The following is a 13855-nucleotide window of genomic DNA, read 5'->3' on the forward strand; positions in this document are numbered from 1 at the left end:
CGTCCCCGGCTCGCGCTCACCCCCCGCTCGCCTCGCCCGACCAGGTCGGCGGGGTGAACAGCACGCCCGGCAGCACCGCGTGCCGCGCGTTCCGCAGGGCGGCCCGGAACAGCGAGGCGAGATAACCGACTTGTGCCGGATGGAGCCTGTCCTGTGCCCGCGGCTCGGTCCCCGGGGGCACCAGGGCACGACGGATGCGGGACAGCTCCGCGACGATCCCCGGCGGGTCCAGCAGTGGGTCGAGGTGGACCGGCTCCCCCACCGAGAGGAGGAGTCCCCGTGCGATCAGCTCCAGTTCCGGTTCCTTCTCCACCGCCGCCCGGTAGAGCCGGGCCCGCCCGAAGGACACCAGCCGCTCCAGGTCGGCCGGTTCCAGCAGCGACCTGACGCTCAGGGCGGGGAGCCTGCTCCACAGGCCCGTCATGCTCTGTCCGCCGGCCAGCCAGGGCACCAGCATGGGATCGATGTGGACGGCCCGCAGCGCCCGTGCGCCCAGGTGGTACGCGAGATCGACGGCGAGCCTTGCCTCGTCCGGGTCGGTGGCGCCCCTCGCCGCGGTCAGCAACGTCGCCGCGACCAGCGGCAGGAGGTCCACCTCCTTCTCCTCCCAGTGCTCCTTCATGCAGAGGTCGGCCCAGTGGTCCAGCGCGTCGGCCGCCTCGGCGGACAGGTCCCCGGAGCCGCCGGCGTCGAGGTGGTCCCACGCCGCCCGCACCACACGATGGCCGGCGGCCACCTCCCCGCCGTCGTCCTCGATCAAGAGGTCCGGGTCGAGGCACAGCTTCAGGTAGTCGTCGAAGCGGGACGGCGGATTGTTCGCCGAGACGATGACTCCGGGCAGATCGGGCACGGTACCGCGCTGGTTGCGCGGCACGGTGCGCACCTGCGCCGAGCCGTCCTCGGCGTGATCGGTCAGCGCCTCCACCTCGCCGACGAGCCGCTGGTTCTCGGTGTGCTTCGACGACTTGCTGACGAAGGACACGAGCAGGTCGTTGCTCTCCAGCCGGGCCAGATACTGGTGTCGGCCGTGGGGCGCCTTGCGGATCTCGCCGCCGAGGACGACGAGACGGACCGGCTGGCCGATCCGCAGACGGCGGAAGTGGCTGAGCGCCGACGCCGAGGACGTGCAGGAGACATGCCCGCCCGCGACGACCTGGGCCCAGACGTGCCGCTTCGGCTCGACCAGGTGCTCGTGCAGCTGCCTGCCCGTCAGTTCCGCCCAGGCCGCGTGCGCCGCGGGCAGCCAGCGCAGCGCCCCCGACTCCTTCTCCTGGCACAGCAGGCCCGCCGGATTCGCGTCGCCGCCGTGCCCGTCGACCACGGCGACCGGCAGGACCGGCCGCTCGGCCTCCTGCCGGACGCGCAGTCCGCTGGCCGGCGTCCCGTCGGCCCTGCGGTGCAGCCACAGCACCCGGCCGCCGGCCCCGGGCCGCTCCGGTTCGGTCAGCGTCGCGGCCACCGTGTCGGCGGCCTCGGCGGGCAGGCCGGGTACGAGCTCGTCGAGGTGGACCGCGAGCAGGGCACCGCCCGCGCGCAGGACGAGCCGGCCGTCCGCCAGCCGCCCCACCGGCCGTGCCGGTACCTGCCACCGTGCCTCGAGCTCCGAGGGCAGCCGCGGCTGGGCCGAACGGGACACCGTCAGGGTGCCGTCCGCCCCCACCTCCTCGACGGTCACGGGGAGCGCCCCCTCGATCATGGCCAGCAGGGCCAGGACCCGTTCCGGTGCCGCCGACAGCTCCCGGCGGAGCCAGTCGTCGCCCGCCCAGCCCTCCTCGGCGAGGGCGACGGCGGCCCCGGGCACTCCGTGCACGAGGAGGACCCCGTCCGGGCCGCAGCCCAGCAGCACGGCGTCGTTGGGCTCTGGGGCGCCGGACCAGGGGGCGAGGCGGTTGTCCGGGGTGAGCCGGACCGTGCTGCCCTCGGCGTGGCGGGTCGCCGCCTCATGGGTGACCGGGTACTGCAGCTCCCGGCCGCCGCCGCCCAGACGCAGCGTGCCGGACTCCGGATCCGCCGAGCGCACCGTCAGCACCGCGGGTGCGTCGCCGAGGGCGCCGCGCAGCCCCGGCTGCCAGTCCCGCAGGACGACGCAGGCGGGCTCCGTCAGACCCCGCTGATGGGTGGTGACCCGCACCGTGTCACCGGCCCGGAACAGGTCCCAGCACAGTCCCTCCAGGGACTCCAGGGCGCCGCTCTGCAGCGTGTGCACCAGGCCGCCGGGCACCTCGGTGAGCCGGCCCGGCGACAGCTCCAGCCACAGACCGTCGGCCTCGCCCGTGCCCTCGGCGTGCCGTACCGGGCCCGCGACGGGATACCGGTGCGCGTCCTCGGCCGTGCCCCGCCGGCCGGCCGCGTCGCCGTTGCCGGTTCGGCGGTCGGTGACGGTGCGAAGGGCGGTGAGGTGGCCGGCGGGGAAGCCGAAGCGGCGGCCCTGCCCGAGCGGAAAGCGCAGGGTCGGTCCGTCGGCCGGGATCACCGGCGCCGCGCTGCCCTGGCGGTCCAGTTCCTCCCGGACCACCGACTCCGGTGTGCCGTCGGGCCAGTGTCCGGTACGGCTGTCGTGCGGCACGTCACGGGCGGCGGCGTGGCGCCGGGCGATCCAGCGGGCGCCGCGGTCGGCGAAGGAGAGCTGCGCCGGGTCGATCGGGGTCCCCGGGCGCTCCTTCGGCTGCACCGCCGGCTGTTCGCCGGAGGTCACCGGGGTCAGGCGTGCCTCGAGGGTGCCGGGGTCGACGGAGAGCCAGGCGACCGTGCTCTCCTCGGGTTCCGTGGCCTCCAGGACGAGGTCCTGCGGCCCGGTGCGCAGCCGGCCGGTCTTGGGGTGCGGGTGCCGCATCACCCGGCCGATCCCGGCGAGCGTGGCGTCCTCGGTCCCCGCCTGGCTGGGGAAGAGTTCCGCGTTGGGCAGCCCGGAGACGATGAACAGCGGCTGGTTCAGGTGGTGGGCGGCCGGCCGATGCCCGCTCAGCAGGGGATTCTTGGGGAAGACCACGGCCTCACGGCCGTCGACGGCGTAGGCGGAGTCGCTGGGCAGCGCCGCCCGGAGCCGGAAGCGGTCGTCCTCGGTGCGGGTCACGCGCACCACGGTGCCCTGCTCCATGTTCTCCGCGTTCTCCGCGTTCTCCATGTCCGACTCGGCGATGTCCGCGGGGCTCAGGGACACGTGGATGCCCGCCCGCAGCTCCAGCCGCAGTTCCGGCTCGTGCTGGGTGACCGTGGCGAAGCAGGAGGGGTTGCGCGCGGTGAGATGGCTGAGCAGCGCCTTGGCGCGCCGGGCGGGCGCCTTGGTCATGCGTCCTTCGAAGTTGCCGTCGTCCTGACGCCAGCGGCGCAGCTCGACCAGATAGGGCGTCCCCTTGAGGGCGTCCTGTCCGCCCTCCTCGTAGATGCGGCGCAGCAGGTCCTCCCGGTGCGCGAAGGTACGGCGGGTGACCCTGGCGACAAGCCGCTCCGGCGCCTCCGCCGCGCCGAGTTCCAGCGCCAGGTCGAGAGTGACGTCGTTGCGGTGCTGCTGGATCCGCTCGGCCCACATGAAGACGTGCTGTCCGGGACGGACGCCGTCCGAAGCCTTGGCGTCGATGACCGGCCGGACGTGGCGGAACTGCACCTCCCGGCCGTTGCTGCGGTCCCACCTGTCGGTGTCCAGCCTTCCGAGCACCCGGACGACGTCGGGGCCCGAGGGGTAGTGACGCAGTACCGACGCGATGCTCTGCCGGCTCAGCCGGAGCCGGGAGGTCCAGACGTCCTCCGGGCTCTCGCCCCTGCGCTCGTCGGCGCCGAACGCCCCGCTCCGGGTCTCGACGCCGAGGATCTGGACGTCGTCGGCGTCCCGGTCGAGGCGCACGGTCAGCCGGGACACGATGCCGAGACCGGCCTCCCGGCGCAGCCGGCGCTCCGCCGACCAGCGGATCGCGTGCCCGTGCAGGTGCAGCCAGAACCGGTCCTGGCCCTTCGGTTCGTCACCCCGCCGCTCCTTTTGGGTGATGGTGAGGCGGGTGATCTCGTCACCGTGGAAGACCGGGAGTTCCTTGGCTCCCCGCAGCGGACGGCCGTCCAGCTTCACGTCGCTCAGGTGGACCCGGAGGGTACGCCCGTACCCCCACTCGAAGAGCAGCCGGTCCGGCTGGGGTCGCCCGCCCCGTGAACGGTCCTGCGGTTCCAGGCCGACGAAGTACAGGGACGTCTCCGTCTCCCGGCCCTCCACGATGTTCTGGACCTCCATGAAGGTGCCCAGGCGCAGGGGCGGGACCCGGCGGAACGAGGCTGTGTAGGGAACGGAGCCCTCGGCCGGCGCGGGGGTCGGCCGCACCACGACACGAGCGTTCTTCCGGGAGTACCCGGCGCCCTCGACGTGGGGCCGCTCGTCCGGGTCCAGGGGCACCGGAGGCAGGCTGACGCGGCGCCCCGTGCCGTCGACCGGGACCGGCAGGAGCACAGCCTCCCGGTCGCCCAGTTCGGCGTTCCAGCCGGCTGCCTTCATGACCACCGGCCACGCCTTGTCGTGATCACCGTCCGTCTGCGCGCTGCGCACCTCGGTGAGGACGAAGTACCGGCGCACGTCGTAGAGCCCGGTGCGCCCCACCGGACCGAGCCGCAGCTCGACGGAGCCGACCTGCAACGCCTGGTCGGTTTCGTAGCCTCTGTCGGTGTAGCCCCAGGCCGAACGGCCGCGGCCCAGCGACACCTGGGCGCGGTGCCGATTGACGGCGTCCTTCGTGGGCCGCCCCACCTGCCTGCTGCGGTCGAGGAAGGAGGGCCCCAGGGACACCGGGGCGGACTCGAACTCGTCCTGGCCCCTTCTGCGCACCTCGTGCACGTCGGCCAGCACCCCGGGTCTGCCCTGCACCTGCCCGAGCGGAAATCGAACCCCCGACGCGTTCTCGGCGGTTCCCAGAAAGGTGTGGTTGCGTTCCCGCTTCTTGTTCAGCTCCCACAGGCAACGGGCGAAGACCCGGCGGCGGCGCACGGTGAAGGCCCAGTACCGGCCCGTGCGGTACGCCATGACCTGGTCCCCGCTGGAACGTCCGGGCTCGGGGAAGGCCTCCCAGGGGATGTGGACGTCGAGGACGTGGTCACCCACCCTCAGCCACACCTGCGGCGTCTGGCCCGAGTGCGACGGCGGGGCCGTCAGCAGCACACCGTCGAGGTGGTGCGCGCCCGCGAGCAGCGCGCCGACCTCGGTGGCCGTCCGGTCGGGCAGCTGAGCCAGCAGGTCGTCGGTGGAGACCGGCTGTCCGACGTCGCGGGGGTGGACCGCCGGGGTGTGGCGGTCGGCCCAGGTGACCCTGGTGACGATCGCGGTCCGGCCCCTGACCGCGCGCTGCCAGTCGTCCGTGTCCCGGGCGGGCCGCAGCATCACGGACTCCGCCTCTACGGCCACCAGCACGTTCCCGTCGAGGGTCCAGGCGTTGTACGTACCGTTGCGCGGCGGTGTCTTGACCCCGCCGCGCAGCCGGACGACGTCACCGTTCCTCAGGTCGTGCAGCCGCTGGAACGCCTCCAGTGTGGCCTGCTGCGCGTTGAGGTGGGGGTTGTCCTGTGCCTTGACCTGTGCCGTGCGCAGTCCGCTCTCGTCCCAGCCGGTCACCGCCTGCTCGACGGAGTCCGCCAGATGCGGCGGCATGTCGGTGACGACGACGTCCGGGAACCCGGGGATGCCGTGCTCCACACGCCATCCCCCGTCCTTCCTGACCACCTGGACGGTGTCCGCGAGGCACAGGTCGCGCCACCGCAGGTTCCGGGTGTCGAGGCCGCCCACCGCCTCGAAGCACTCGGTCTCCGGCAGATCGGCCGGTGGCTCGGTGATCAGGGTCAGACAGGGCGGGTGGTCGTCGTCCGCCTCGGTGACGCGCACCCAGCAGCGGAGTCCGGCGGGATCCTGTGCCTCGGCGATCTCGTCGTGCAGCCGTGCCGCGGACTCCGGATCCCAGCAGCGGTCCGGAAGGAGGTAGGTGTGTCCCGGTCGCAGGCCGAACCGCCAGGCCCCGGGTTCCGCGTCGGTCTGCTCCATCAGGGTCAGGACCGCCACCGTCTTGTCCCCGTAGGGGAGTTCGGCGGCCAGGAACTCGGTGAAGCCGCGGTCGACCGGGTGCCAGCCGTGCTCCTCGTACCGGGCCACGGTCTCGACGACGCGGTCGGGCCTCGCGCCGGTCGCGGCGAATCCCCTGGTGAGGTCCGGGTCCCAGGCGGACAGCGGTCCGGAGTCCTCCTCGGTGCCGGCAGGCGCGTCCGCGAGGACCACGCCCGCCATCCCCTTCCCCGGCCGCAGGGTGACCCGTACCCGCCGTACGTCACCCACCCGCTGCGTCACGGGGAGCTTCTGGGGCACTCCCTTGGCCTCGATGCCGTCGTACCGGTCATATCCGAGCTGGAACCGGACCGGGTCGCCGACCTCGGCACCTTCGTAGGGGTAGGCCTCCAGCGGCTCCCCGAGACCGCAGTTGACCAGCAGCCGGCCCTCGTCCCCGGTCCGCCCGCTCACCACTCCGACGACACTCGGGTACAGCCCGCCGCGCGCCCTCTTGACGACTTCGTCGCGCCGGCCGGGCTCCCGGTACAGGTCGAAGGTCTCCGGCTGGTCCAGTTCGACCGGCAGGTGGTGGAACACCGCCTCGTCCCGGCTCTGGTAGGCGAACTGGGCCACGACCGTGCGGAGGTCCGGGGCCCTGCCCTTGCGCGCGGCTCCGGCCAGGTGCCGCTCGGAGGTGCCCAGCGGCACCGTCTGCGACCGGAGGGCGGAGGTGAGGACCGAATTCTCCCAGGACCGCTCGACGAACTCGCGGTTCTCCCGGCTGTCCCCGGTGGCGTCCCGCGTCAGGGTCCTGACCAGCCAGTCGAGCTGACGCCCGAGCGACTGCTCGGTCTCCCGGTACATGGCCCGCTCCCACACGTCCTGCGTGCCCCGGTCCACCCCGGCCTGGCCCAGCCGGCCGTCGTAGGACAGGCTGAGCAGGCGGGTGCGCAGGGTGGTGGCGACCCGGGACGGCAGCCGCGGCCCGACCAGCCGGTTGAAGAGCAGTCGCTGGTCGGTGGGGGTGCGCAGACCGAACTCCGTGAAGACGTCCAGCAGTTTGCGCAGTACCCGGACGTCGTGCTCGCTGTCGTCCCGGATCACGTCGAAGATCTGCAGCATGTACCAGCGGGTCAGCCGCGCGAATTCCTTGGTCGCGCGGACCTGGTCCATCCGGTCCACCCACTTGTCGACGAGGTCGCCGAGCGCCCCGTCCGGCAGGCTGTCCCGGGGCTGCTCCAACGCCCGCAGCAGCCGGACCGAGGCTCCCGCGAGCGCGTGCGCGGCGCCGTTGATCCGGGCCTTGCGGACCCACTCGTCGAAGCTGTTCAGGTCCTGGGGGGTCTCCAGGTCGCTCGGGTCCATGAGCAGGATCTCGTGGAAGGTCTGCGGTCTGCGCCCCATGTCACGGTTGTGCGCCATGCGGTCGCCCGTCACGTCCCGCTCGAGGAGCAGCCGCAGCAGCAACAGCGCGTTGCCCAGGTTCTGGCGATGGGCCCAGGGGTGGAGCCGGCGCGCGGCCTGGCTGAGCACCTGCTCGACGATCGCTGGTTCGCCGTCGAACCAGCGGCTCTGCGGGGTGCGGTCCTGCGGCCCGCTGGCCCCCGAGAGCGCGTCCAGCACGGCCCGCACCAGCACGTTGAGGGCTCCCCCGTCCTGGTGGAGCAGTTGGGACTGGCGGTAGAAGCGCTGGGCGGGGTCCCGCAGCGCCTCGGGGTCCGCGCCGGCGACGGCGCGCTGGGCGAACACCTCGGGATGCAGCTCCGGATACACCCCGCGCAGGGCGTACATCCCCGTCCGGTAGGCGGAGAAGGCGAGTGGTACGAGCGCGGGCGGGACCGGGGAGTCCTTGTGCTGTTCGTCGCCGTGGGTGACGTCCCGCATGTGCTGCCCGAGCTTCCCCTCGGTGAGGACCTCGGTGCCGTGCATCACCAGATCGGCCAGGAAACGGGCCTCCTCGCCGCCGTGCCGCATCAGCCTGACCGCCGTGCGCAGCGACGACAGCAACCGCAGCAGCACCACCTGGTCGTGCACCGCGGGGAAGCGGTCGGCGCCGCGTGCGGCGTCCCGGCCGATCCGTGCCCGGTCCACCCAGGGCGAGAAGGCCCAGGCGGACAGACCCGGGAGCTTGGGAGCGGCGGAGTGGCCCGTCCTGATCACCTGCGCGGCGGCCCCGCCCTTCTCCTGCGCGGGCTTCACCGGACCGGTCCGCAGCTGCCACAGGTCCGTGAGCTGACGCGCCCAGGCGCCGCGTTCCTTGTCCTCGACCGGACCGCTGAACCACACCGGGTAGCGGGGCTGACCGCCGGGCGCGCCCCACCGGTTGGCCAGGACGGCGGCGGCCGCGGTCGGGTGCACCCGGGCCGCGAGGTCCCAGAGCGCCTGCTGCCACAGGACCACGGACAGGGCGGGCGGGGGCCTGTCGCCAGGCAGGCCGAGCCGGTCCAGGACGCGCTCCGCCGGTGTCCTGGGCCGGACGTCGCCGCGCAGCTTGTGCAGCCGGCGCAGCCCGTTGAGGGTGACGGCGTCGCTGTCCAGATCGGTCACGGCGGCTTCGGCGTCCCGCCCGGTGCCGAGGTGCAGCAGGCGTGCCGCGGCCGCCATCAGGTCCGGCTCCAGGTCGACCCAGCCGACAGCGGGTCCGCACAGTGCCTTCAGCAGCCGGTTCCGTTCGGTCCGGCCGGAGGCGACGTCACCGAGGGCGCGCAGGGCGAGCAGGAACGGCAGGCGTCCGTACTCGTGGTCCAGGGCCCGGCGGGTGAGCTCCTCGAGCGGCGAACCCTCGCTGCGCAGCTCCGCGTTGATGTTCTCGGCCGCGTCGGGGTGCTCGGCCAGGTGAGCGGTCGCGGCCAGCAGGAGGGTCTCCTGCGGATAGTGGGTGAGCTCGCGGAACGGCTCGTCGGTGGTCCGGGGGGTGGCGTGGCTGCTCCAGGTCTTCGCGGCGTGGCGCAACCGCGCGCTCGCCCGGGACGGGCTCTCCTCCGCGCAGGTCCGGAACACGGTGGTGAGGGCCTCGGCGACCTCGCGGCTGCCCGCCGTGTGGGCCGCCGTCCTGAGCAGGTGCTCCATGCAGAGGTCCGCGCTCTCACCCCTGCCGGTGGCCAGCCGCAGCAGCCGGGGCGCGACGTGCAGGGCGGTCCAGGGCTCGCAGTCCTCCAGGGCGTCCAGGGCGTCCGGAACCGCGTCGTCCAGGTCGGCGGGCGCGTCCAGCACGTCCAGCACGGCCAGGTAGGCGTGGGCCGCGTGCGGCGTGTCGCGCATCGCGGAGCAGAAGTACCAGTCCTCGATCATCGTGTTGCCCTGTCCATCGCAGCGGATTGTTGGAGCGTGGTCGGCGCGCGGCCCACCGCTTCCCTGATGTGTTCGGCCTGCCGGGCGGCCTCGAAGCCGGCCGGTGGCGGCTCCGTCCGGACCAGCCCGAGTGCGTGGCGTTCCGTCTCCGGCGTCTGGAGGAGCCAGTGCACGGCCGGGCGGTCCAGGTCGGCGGCCCGCAGAAGCGGCCACGGAGCCGTGGTGGCCCGCAGCCGGCCCAGCACCTTGCCGATCTTCACGGGAAGTCCCGCGCGGACCGCGGCCGGAGCGCTGTCGGGGTGATCGGACAGCCAGCCCGCGAGGCGGTCCTCGTCGGGTCGCTCGTCGGCCCACACGTCCCGGTACTGGCGCACCAGGCGCCGGACCGGAGGGGACAGGAGCGGGTCGTCCCAGGCGCGCAGGTCGGCGTCGAGGAGCGGCAGCCGCACCTTCAGGATCGCCAGGGCGATCGTGTCGGCCCGCTCCGAGTCGACGCCGAGGGGCAGGTCGCCGGGGCGGGGCACCGGCCGGGCCGGGCCGAGCGCCTGGATCCAGGCGCGGATGTCCGCGTCGTAGTCGGCGGCGACCGTGAGGGACGCGGGACGGCCGGGCAGCCCCTCGCCGGCCGCCAGGCGCTCCAGTTCGCGCACGAACCGCGCCGGGTCCTGGCGGCGCAGCGCGCGCAACTCCCGTTCGGTGGTGGGGCGCTCGCCGTCGTCGTCAGCGGCATCCGCCTCCGGGCCCCGGGCCCGGTACCGCGCGCCCGGGCGGTGGCGGCTCAGTGCGGTGACCGGGGTTTTGAGGCGGGCTTCCAGGTCCTTCCGGACGGCGGACAGGGTGGTGAGGCCGTCGGCCTCCAGGTCCGACTCGGGTCCTTCGAGCACGACGACGAACGGCCGGGCCAGGAGTCCGTGCTCGTCGGTGAGGCGCTCCAGCCACGAGTCGAGCGTGCGGCTCCAGGCGGGATCGCTTGGCATGCGCAGGTGGGTGCGCAGGACCCAGCCGTCGACGGCCTGACGCTTGGACGACGCGTCCTTTGCGTCGTCTTCTCTTGCAGTCCGGGACTTGGGGGCGAGCCAGTCGAACTTGCGGCGGAAGTCCTTCCACTCGTTCTCGGTACGGGTCGCGCCCAGCTCCCATGAGGCTATCTGCCTCGGCGGTTCTCGCAGGTCGGTGGCGAACCACTGGCGAGCGGGCAGCTCGGCCTGCTTCAGTGACAGGTCGAGCGCCCGCTCCGCGCGGTTCAGGTCCTGCGCGAGGTCGTGGCCGGGACCGTCGAGCAGGACACCGGCGAACGGCCGTCGCTCCAGCACCCAGACGGTGTCGAGCTGCACCCGCCGGCCTTCGGTTCCCCACGTGTGCTCGGTGGTCCCGCGGGCCGGGACGACCGGATAGGCCCGCAGCGGACCGAGCACCGGGGCGGCCGGGGCGTCGCGCAGGCGCAGTCCGTTGCGTGCGGTGTACAGGGCGGGGACGCCCAGATGCCCGACGATGTCGGAGGTCCGGGTGATCGCGCGCAGCCCTTCGGACATCGCGGCGTGGATCTCGCCGTCTCGTGTCAGCCCGGTGACGAGGCCGACCAGGAACTCCTGCCCGATCTCCTGCTCGACCGGTGCCTGCATGGCGACGACCGCGGGGATTCCCGAGGCCACGAGGTGGTCCGCGGTGCTGCCCCAGCCCTGGAAGCCGTCGCCGAGCCCGGCGGTGTCACAGGACACCAGAACGACGAGCTGGGTACCCGTCAGCAGCTTGGCCAGGTCAGCAGCCCGGAGGTAGTCCGGCTCCGGGGATCCGTGCAGCACGATGCCGCAGTCGCGACCGTGTTCCGCGGCTGGATCATGCCACCCGTGGGCGATGACGCACACGACGTGGGCGGTCGTCTCCAACTGCTCCATGAGCTGCTCGCGGGTGGCCACCGCCAGCAGATCTGTCTGACCGACCCGCTTCAGCAGTGCCTCGGCCACCGTCGCGGCTTCCAGGGACCAGTCGATCTCGTCGTCCGCGTGGGGACCGGCCTGTTCCTCGGGCCTCGGCCGTACGGCACCGGGACCCTCCAGGGCGTTCGCCGCCGAGGCCACGAGCGAGCGCAGCGGTGCCTTCTTCGCGGGGGTGACGTCGTGCTCCGACACTCGGGAGAGGACGCACCGTTCCGGGTTGCCGACCAGCTGGGCCTGTCTGCCGGAACCCACGGGAGCCGAGACCGACTCGGGTAACTTCGTCCGGGTCAGTTCCCAGGGCAGGGCGGCGAACCTCGGGTCGACGCAGTGAATCCGCACGTGCAAGAGGACTTCGGCCTGCAAGGCGTCGAGGTAGGCCTGTTGGAGCGCCTTCTCGACGTCCGGAGGCAACAGCAGCGTGCGCAGGGCCCGACCGATCTTCTGGCTGCCGACGTCCTCCCTGAAGTCGGCCGTCAGCCTGCCGATGTTCGTGCCCTCGCCGTCCCCCGAGGCCGGTCCCTGACGTCCACTCAACGTGACCGTCGCGGTCCAGTGCTCGGTTCCCTTCGCGTCGTTCGTCACTCTGGTGTCACTGAGCGTCAGATCGACGACGTGCGCTTCAGCCACTGCGTGATACCCCCGTGTTCGTACCGCACTCCCTCACCCCGCGAGGAGCAACACCACTGCTTCCACGGCCAGCACGGCGGCGGCAAGCTGCCACTGGAGCCTGCGCAGCCGATCCCTCAGGAGGACCGGCGGCCGCGTGGCCGGGGTGCCGCCCGTGGGCGCCGCGTCCGCGGGCTGGGAGGCGTGCGCCACGGCCAGCCACGCGATCTCGCGTGCGGGGATCGCGAGACGGACGAAGAGGGTCGGCCAGGGTTGGTCGGCCGTCGTCTCCGACTCGCGCAACATCTCGACGTTCTTGAGGACCAGTTCCCGCCGGTCCACCTCGGGATGGGTGTTCATGGTGTGGAAGAACCCCGACACACGGTATCCACCACTCTTCAGCGCGACCACCAGTTTGAGGCGTTTGCCCGCTGGGACTTCGTTGTACAGCAGTTCGTACCAGATGTCGTCGAAGCCCTGGATGCCGCCGCTCGTCGGGGGGCGGATCAGCCCGACGGCGAGGAGCGCCAGCGCGGTGGCGGTGAAGAGTTCCGCCGCGAGGCCGATCGCGGTGAGTTCGGGATGGGCCGTGACGTAGCGGGCCGAGTGGGCCAGCAGTCCGGTGGGGCTCGGCAGGCTTCGCGGCCGCAGTTCACGCAGGGCGACCAGGAACGCGGTCGCGGTGGCCGTGGTCAGCGCACCCACCAGCACCACCCGGGCGGTCTCCACGAACGGGCTCTCGACGCGCGTGGGGGTCCGCCGGCGCAGGCTCAGCTCGAAGGCGAGTCCCGGCACCACGAAGACCATGAAGACCAGGACCGCCGTGAAGGACGTGGGCAAGTCCGAGGTCACCCCGCGGAGTCGCCGGGCTGCTGCGCCGGCTGCGGAGCGGGCGTGGCCGCGGCGGGGGCCGGCGCTCCGAGCTCGAACCGCGGCGAGGCCTCGTCGTGCTGCGGGTCGTCCGTGGTGGCTTCCGCACGCACGACGCCGTAGTGGTCCTGGGACCGGTCGTCGGACAGCCGGGTCGGCCGCGGGGGCACCCCGGGCGGCAGTTCGTCGTCCTCGTACGCTTCGTGGAAGGGGTCTGCGTCGGGCATTGTTTCCTCACTGCGTCGGGAGGATCCTACGGCCAAATCGCTCCAGCCCATGGCCTGTTGAGCGAGGAACCAACATATCCCCACCACCGCGTCGAGGCGAAGGCTGTTCGTGTTCCCGCCCGCGAGCCGGAAGGGACAGCCCCGCCCGTCGCCATGCCCCACCGCGGCCCGGACCCCCGTCGGCGCCCCTCACCCCATGGCCCACGAACAGGTCGGCATCGTCGACGCCGAGGTGGTCGCCGACCGGCTCCAGGGTGCCGCCCGTACAATTTGACTCCGAACGATCGCGGAGTCCGAGCCCGCGGTCCGGCGACGACGGGAGGGGAGACCGTGCCGAACCAGCGGTCCATCAGCGAGGCGGAGAAGCTCGCCGAGGCGAAGCTCGGTGGCATCTCGCTGCGCCGGGAGCAGATGGCCGCGGTGGCCAACATCTACCGGGCCGCGTCCGCGGTGCGCCAGCACCTGGAGAACTCCGTGCTGCGCGGCTCGGACCTGACCTGGACCGCCTTCGTGGTGCTGTGGGTCGTATGGGTGTGGGGCGAGACCGAGACCCGGCACGTGGCCGAGGAGGCGGGGATATCCAAGGGCACGCTGACCGGGGTCTCCCGCACGCTGGAGTCGCGCGGTCTGCTGCGGCGCACCGGCCATCCCACCGACGGGCGGCTCGTGCTGCTGGCCCTCACCGAGGAGGGCGAGGAGTTCATGTGCCGGGTGTTCCCGGCCTTCAACGAGGAGGAGGCCTTCGTCACCGCCCGGCTGAGCGACGCGGAGTGCCGCAGCCTCGCCGACGGGCTGCGCCGCGTGGTGCTCCAGGTCGAGGAGGAGGGCGAGGACCGGCGCAGGTCGCTGCTGAACGGCGAGGACCCGACACCCCGCCGCAGCGGCCGCCGCGCCAGGAAGTAGCCCGGGCGGCCGGG

The 13855-nt window shown here is 73.0% G+C and carries 5 protein-coding genes; 1 reads left to right on the forward strand and 4 read right to left on the reverse strand.

Annotated elements, in window-relative coordinates:
* Positions 1-16: 16 nt before the first annotated feature.
* From AC07CM_RS15135 to AC07CM_RS15150, 4 genes are read right to left on the reverse strand one after another with little or no spacing between them, the layout of a single operon-like run.
* The gene (locus AC07CM_RS15135; RefSeq protein WP_478876827.1) at positions 17-9298 is read right to left on the reverse strand and encodes a hypothetical protein; all 9282 of its coding nucleotides are present in this window, start codon (positions 9296-9298) and stop codon (positions 17-19) included.
* A complete protein-coding gene (locus tag AC07CM_RS15140; RefSeq protein ID WP_478876828.1) occupies positions 9295-11862 on the reverse strand; it encodes a CHAT domain-containing protein in 2568 nt (855 codons plus the stop codon). Before AC07CM_RS15140 ends, AC07CM_RS15135 begins: the two co-directional genes overlap by 4 nt.
* A gap of 33 nt (positions 11863-11895) precedes the next feature.
* Positions 11896-12693: a DUF6338 family protein gene (locus AC07CM_RS15145; protein ID WP_478876829.1), complete on the reverse strand. Its 798-nt coding sequence runs from the start codon at positions 12691-12693 to the stop codon at positions 11896-11898.
* On the reverse strand, positions 12690-12938 hold the full coding sequence (locus AC07CM_RS15150; RefSeq protein ID WP_478876830.1) for a hypothetical protein: 249 nt from the start codon (positions 12936-12938) through the stop codon (positions 12690-12692). The genes AC07CM_RS15145 and AC07CM_RS15150 overlap by 4 nt, the downstream gene beginning before the upstream one ends.
* 330 nt (positions 12939-13268) lie before the next feature.
* Between AC07CM_RS15150 and AC07CM_RS15155 the strand changes: the two genes are divergently transcribed.
* The gene (locus tag AC07CM_RS15155; RefSeq protein ID WP_478876831.1) at positions 13269-13841 is read left to right on the forward strand and encodes a MarR family winged helix-turn-helix transcriptional regulator; all 573 of its coding nucleotides are present in this window, start codon (positions 13269-13271) and stop codon (positions 13839-13841) included.
* The last annotated feature ends 14 nt before the right edge of the window (positions 13842-13855 follow it).

This window comes from Streptomyces sp. NPDC044061, from assembly GCF_056434305.1.

What these genes read in the sequence shown, in the direction of transcription:
- AC07CM_RS15150 (WP_478876830.1), bottom strand. Translation starts at nt 12,938, where the DNA reads ATGCCCGACGCAGACCCCTTCCACGAAGCGTACGAGGACGACGAACTG.
- AC07CM_RS15135 (WP_478876827.1), bottom strand. Translation starts at nt 9,298, where the DNA reads ATGATCGAGGACTGGTACTTCTGCTCCGCGATGCGCGACACGCCGCAC.